Origin of the sequence: Streptomyces phytophilus, from assembly GCF_013870535.1 — a bacterium.
Lineage (GTDB): Bacteria > Actinomycetota > Actinomycetes > Streptomycetales > Streptomycetaceae > Streptomyces > Streptomyces phytophilus.
On record NZ_JACBXC010000394.1, the window covers coordinates 1 to 4,863 of the forward strand.

A 4,863-nucleotide genomic window follows, 5' to 3' on the forward strand; every position below is an offset into this window, starting at 1 on the left:
CGGGCCCCGTCTCCGTCGTCGTCGCGCCCGTACGCTCCGTGCTCCAGCCGCAGGTCAAGGGCCTCGGCGACCTCAAGCCCGTGGCGCTGCGCAGCGGCGGGTCCGCCGACCTCGAAGAGACGGTGCAGGCGCTGGGGGCGGCCGCGTACAGCCGGGTGGAGCTGGTGGAGAAGCGCGGTGAGTTCGCGGTGCGCGGCGGCATCCTCGACGTCTTCCCGCCCACCGAGGAGCACCCCCTGCGGGTGGAGTTCTGGGGCGACGACATCGAGGAGGTCCGCTACTTCAAGGTCGCCGACCAGCGCTCCCTTGAGGTCGCCGAGCACGGCCTGTGGGCGCCGCCGTGCCGCGAGCTGCTGCTGACCGGCTCCGTACGGGCGCGGGCCGCCGACCTCGCCGTACGGCACCCGCAGCTCGGCGAGATGCTGGGCAAGATCGCCGAGGGCATCGCGGTGGAGGGCATGGAGTCCCTGGCGCCGGTCCTCGTCGACGACATGGAGCTGCTGCTCGACGTGCTGCCGGCCGGCAGCATGGCGGTGTCCTGCGACCCCGAGCGGGTGCGGACCCGCGCCGCGGACCTGGTCGCCACGTCGCAGGAGTTCCTCCAGGCGTCGTGGGCCGCCTCCGCTGGGGGCGGGGAGGCGCCGATCGACCTGGAGCTGCTGGGCCGGGCCTCGCTGTGGGGCATCGCCGACGTCCGCGACCACGCGCGCGAGCTGGGCATGATGTGGTGGTCGATCAGCCCCTTCTCCGCGGACGCGGAGCTGGAGGACGACACCCTGGAGCTGGGGCTGCACGCCCCGGAGGTGTACCGCGGGGACACCGCCCGCGCCCTCGCCGACACCAAGGGCTGGCTCGCCGACGGCTGGCGCGTGGTCTACCTCACCGAGGGCCACGGGCCCGCGCAGCGCACCGTCGAGGTGCTCGGCGGCGAGGGCATCGCCGCCCGCCTCGACGCGGACCTCGGCCCGGACGCGCTCGCGCCGTCCGTCGTGCACGTCTCGTGCGGCGAGCTGGACCACGGCTTCGTCGCCCCCGGCCTCGGGCTCGCGGTGCTCACCGAGACCGACCTGTCCGGGCAGAAGGCCGCGGGCCGCGACGGCGCGCGGATGCCCGCGCGGCGGCGCAAGCAGATCGACCCGCTGACGCTCCGGGCCGGCGACTACATCGTGCACGAGCAGCACGGCGTCGGGCGCTACCTGGAGATGGTGCAGCGTACGGTCCAGGGCGCCACCCGGGAGTACCTGCTGGTGGAGTACGCCCCGGCCAAGCGCGGCCAGCCGGGCGACCGGCTGTACATCCCCACCGACCAGCTCGACCAGGTCACCAAGTACGTCGGCGGCGAGGCCCCCACGCTGCACCGGCTCGGCGGCTCCGACTGGGCCAAGACCAAGTCGCGCGCGAAGAAGGCCGTCAAGGAGATCGCCGCCGACCTCATCAAGCTCTACTCGGCGCGCATGGCCGCCCCCGGCCACGCCTTCGCCGGCGACACCCCCTGGCAGCGCGAGCTGGAGGACGCGTTCCCGTACGTGGAGACGCCCGACCAGCTGTCCACCATCACCGAGGTGAAGGAGGACATGGAAAAGCCCGTGCCCATGGACCGCCTCGTCTGCGGCGACGTCGGGTACGGCAAGACGGAGATCGCGGTGCGGGCGGCGTTCAAGGCGGTGCAGGACGGCAAGCAGGTCGCCGTCCTCGTACCGACGACGCTGCTGGTGCAGCAGCACATGGGCACGTTCGCCGAGCGGTACGGGCAGTTCCCCGTGGTGGTGCGGGCGCTGTCCAGGTTCCAGACGGACGCCGAGGCCAAGGCGGTGGTCGACGGGCTGCGCGAGGGCTCGGTCGACGTCGTCATCGGCACGCACCGGCTCTTCTCGTCCGACACCCGGTTCAAGGACCTGGGCCTGGTCGTCGTCGACGAGGAGCAGCGCTTCGGCGTGGAGCACAAGGAGCAGCTGAAGAAGCTGCGCGCCAACGTCGACGTGCTGACGATGTCCGCCACCCCCATCCCGCGGACGCTGGAGATGGCCGTCACCGGCATCCGCGAGATGTCGACGATCACCACCCCGCCGGAGGAGCGGCACCCGGTGCTGACCTTCGTCGGCCCGTACGAGGAGAAGCAGATCGGCGCCGCCATCCGCCGCGAACTGCTGCGCGAGGGCCAGGTCTTCTACATCCACAACCGGGTGGAGTCCATCGACCGCGCCGCCTCCCGGCTGCGGCAGGCGGTGCCGGAGGCGCGGGTCGCGACGGCGCACGGGCAGATGTCGGAGTCGGCGCTGGAGCAGGTGGTGGTCGACTTCTGGGAGAAGAAGTTCGACGTGCTGGTCTCCACGACGATCGTGGAGAACGGCATCGACATCTCCAACGCCAACACCCTCATCGTCGAGCGCGGCGACACCTTCGGCCTCTCGCAGCTGCACCAGCTGCGCGGGCGCGTCGGCCGGGGCCGCGAGCGGGGCTACGCGTACTTCCTGTACCCGCCGGAGAAGCCGCTGACGGAGACCGCGCACGAACGCCTCGCCACCATCGCGCAGCACACGGAGATGGGCGCCGGCATGTACGTGGCGATGAAGGACCTGGAGATCCGCGGCGCCGGCAACCTGCTGGGCGGCGAGCAGTCGGGCCACATCGCGGGCGTCGGCTTCGACCTGTACGTCCGGATGGTCGGCGAGGCCGTCGCCGACTACCGCGCGACCCTGGAGGGCGGCGCGGAGGAGGCGCCGCCGCCGGAGGTCAAGATCGAGCTGCCGGTCGACGCCCACGTCCCGCACGACTACGCCCCGGGCGAGCGGCTGCGCCTCGCGGCGTACCGCGCGATCGCCTCCGTCACGACGGAGGACGACATCCGCGCGGTCCGCGAGGAACTCACCGACCGCTACGGCCCGCTCCCGGAGCCGGTCGAGAACCTCCTGCTGGTCGCGGGCCTGCGCATGCTGGCCCGCGCCTGCGGCGTCACGGACGTCACGCTGCAGGGCACCCGCATCCGCTTCAGCCCGGTGTCGCTGCGGGAGTCGCAGGAACTGCGGCTGAAGCGGCTGTACCCGGGCGCGGTGGTCAAGCCGGCGCTGCACCAGATCCTGGTGGACCGCCCGAAGCCGAAGCAGCTGGGCGCCCAGCCGCTGAAGGGCCGCGAACTGCTGGCGTGGGTGGGGGAACTGCTGACGACGATCCTGGACTCGTAGGGGGCGGGGCGCCTGCGCCGGACACGGCTTCGGGTGCCGGGCGGCGGGTGCCGGGTGCCGGGTGCCGGGTGCCGGGGATGGTACGGGGGTCACCCCTTCAGGGGGTTGCGCACCCGGACACCGGGAAACCGGCTGAAGTCCCGGTCGGCGGACCAGAGTTCCCGTACGCCGTGCATGCGGCACAGCGCGGCGACCCGGCCGTCGTGGACCATCGGCCCGGCGACTTTGCCCTGCTCCAGCGCCTCGCGGAGCACCGGCCAGTACCCGCTGCCCTCGGCGAGGAGGACGGCGGTGGGGGACTGCAGCCAGGGGTCGATCTGGGTCAGGGCCTGCTCGGTGGTGCTCGGCGGCCGGTAGACGCGGGGGTGGGTGGCGACGGAGTGGAACTCGTGCAGACAGGGCCACGGCAGCGCCCACGGGACCGTCCCCTCGGCGAGCCCCCGGACGGCGGCAGCGGCCGCGTCGTGGAACGGGCTGTCCGCGCGGTGGGCGTAGAGCAGCACGTTGGTGTCGAGGGCGATCACGCCCGGTCCCCGTAGGCGAGGCCGCGGATCTCGTCCCAGCCCGCCCCGCGGATGTCCGGCTGCAGCCCGTCGCCCGTGACGCTGGCGTCCCGCAGGGTGTGCTCCTCTTAGTTTCCGCGGTACGTAAGAAGAGACCACGCCGGTACCCCGGACTCATCGCTGCGACGCGGGGTTGAACATCAGGTGCGTAAGCGAACGGAAGACCTCCGCCGGGTCGTCGTGGCCGGCGAGGGCGGCGTCGAGGCTGCCGCTGAGGGCCAGGGTGGCGAAGCCGTGGGCCGCGGACCAGGCGGCCAGTCGGGCGCGCTCCGGGTCGGGGCCGCGGTCGGACTCGGGGAGGGCCGCGAGGGCGGCGCGCAGGGTGCGGTCGACGCGATCGCGGGCCGCGGCCAGGTCCTGGGCGTCCGGGTGCAGCAGGTGGGGCTGGTACATCACCTGGAAGTGCGCCGGGTGCGCGAGCGCGAAGCGTACGTACCGCACGCCCAGGTCCTCCAGGTCCGCCGCCGCCTCCAGCGACTCCGCGAGCAGCGCGTTGCCCTCCGCCGCGACCGCGGTCAGCAGACCGGCGCGGTCCTTGAAGTGGTGCGCGGGCGCCGCGTGGGAGACGCCGGCGCGGCGGGCCAGGTCGCGGAGGCTGACGGCGCCGGGGCCCTGGGCGGCGATGGCGTCGAGGGCGGCGTCGAGGACGGCGCGGCGCAGGTTGCCGTGGTGGTAGGGGCGGTCGTCGTCGGTCATGGGGCCATCCTGCTGGAGATATCTAGTCATTGACAAGTTGGGCGGGCGCGAGGCAATCTAGTCAATGTAAAGATTCGGTGGGACGAGACGGAGGAGGACACCATGTCGGAAGACCTGGCCCCGCAGCGCGTACGGCAGCTCTGGCACCTGCTGGAACCCCTGCACGCCGTCCTCTACTACGCGCCGGAAGCCCACGACGAGGCCGCCGCCCTCGGCTACGGCACCGGGAGCCGCTGGCCCTCCTACTTCGCCTGGCGCGCCGCACCCCTCGGCCCGGTCGGCGACGCGGTCGTCACCGCCGCGTTCTACAGCTTCAACCCCGCCATGACCGCCCGCTACGTCCCCGCCGCCTGGGACGTCGCCGACCCGGCGAAGGTGCTCGCCGCCCGCGAACGCGCCGTCGACCGCGCGTACCGGTCGAT

Annotated in this window: 4 protein-coding genes; 2 read left to right on the forward strand and 2 right to left on the reverse strand. The window is 73.1% G+C overall.

All coding sequences use genetic code 11. From position 1 onward, the window contains the following. A partial coding sequence (gene mfd, locus H5J30_RS17650) for a transcription-repair coupling factor (protein WP_181788381.1) occupies positions 1 to 3,182 on the forward strand: 3,182 nt, incomplete at its 5' end. Between the two features lie 89 nt (positions 3,183 to 3,271). Here the strand turns inward: mfd and H5J30_RS17655 are convergent. Both H5J30_RS17655 and H5J30_RS17660 read right to left on the reverse strand, forming a co-directional pair. Further along, positions 3,272 to 3,706 (reverse strand): TA system VapC family ribonuclease toxin, encoded by a 435-nt coding sequence (locus H5J30_RS17655; protein ID WP_181788382.1) that lies wholly within the window; start codon positions 3,704 to 3,706, stop codon positions 3,272 to 3,274. Between the two features lie 153 nt (positions 3,707 to 3,859). Then, the gene (locus H5J30_RS17660; RefSeq protein WP_181788383.1) at positions 3,860 to 4,441 is read right to left on the reverse strand and encodes a TetR/AcrR family transcriptional regulator; all 582 of its coding nucleotides are present in this window, start codon (positions 4,439 to 4,441) and stop codon (positions 3,860 to 3,862) included. A 102-nt stretch (positions 4,442 to 4,543) separates the two neighbouring features. On the opposite strand from H5J30_RS17660, the gene H5J30_RS17665 reads away from it, so the two are divergent. Continuing rightward, a partial coding sequence (locus H5J30_RS17665; RefSeq protein ID WP_445194945.1) for an SCO6745 family protein occupies positions 4,544 to 4,863 on the forward strand: 320 nt, incomplete at its 3' end.